2 pseudogenes are annotated in these 721 nt (G+C 46.7%); both read right to left on the reverse strand.

The annotated features are described in order from the left end of the window. Positions 1 to 80: pseudogene (locus R7Z50_RS27195) on the reverse strand (hypothetical protein); the annotation flags it as partial. A gap of 84 nt (positions 81 to 164) precedes the next feature. Next, positions 165 to 721, reverse strand: a pseudogene (gene prfC / locus R7Z50_RS27200) (peptide chain release factor 3); the annotation flags it as partial.

Below are 721 nucleotides of genomic sequence, written 5' to 3' on the forward strand. Positions count from 1 at the left end.
CTGCGTTTTTGATCGGGCGTTAATCCCATTTGTTTACACCAATCGTCGTAACGCTTTAACCCACGTTTGAACCAGTTCATTTTTCTTCCTTATATAAAAACGCCCTTGACTAAGTCTATAGCCAAGGGCGATTTAAAATCTAGTTGCTTTAACGCGGCGGTTGATTAGTGCTCGCGAGTCGCACGGAATTCAACGTCTGGGAAGCGTTCTTTTGCAAGGTTCAAGTTAACCATAGTTGGGGCAATGTACGTTAGGTTGTCACCACCATCCAACGCTAAGTTCGCTTGGTTCTTACGCTGGAACTCATCCAGTTTCTTCGCATCGCCACACTCAACCCAACGAGCAGTCGCTACGTTAACGCCTTCGTAGATTGCTTCAACGTTGTATTCTGACTTCAAGCGAGCCACAACCACGTCAAACTGAAGCACACCTACCGCACCAACGATCAGATCGTTGTTTTGCAGTGGACGGAATACCTGTACCGCACCTTCTTCAGAAAGCTGAACCAAGCCTTTTAGTAGCTGCTTCTGCTTCAATGGATCTTTCAAACGAATACGACGGAACAATTCAGGCGCAAAGTTTGGAATACCAGAGAACTTCAGAGACTCACCTTGCGTGAAAGTATCACCAATTTGAATAGTGCCGTGGTTATGCAGACCAATGATGTCACCCGCATAAGCGTGTTCTGCTCGTGAACGGTCACCAGCCATGAAGGTTACCG

The sequence above is a fragment of the Vibrio sp. 1249-1 genome (genome assembly GCF_033340495.1).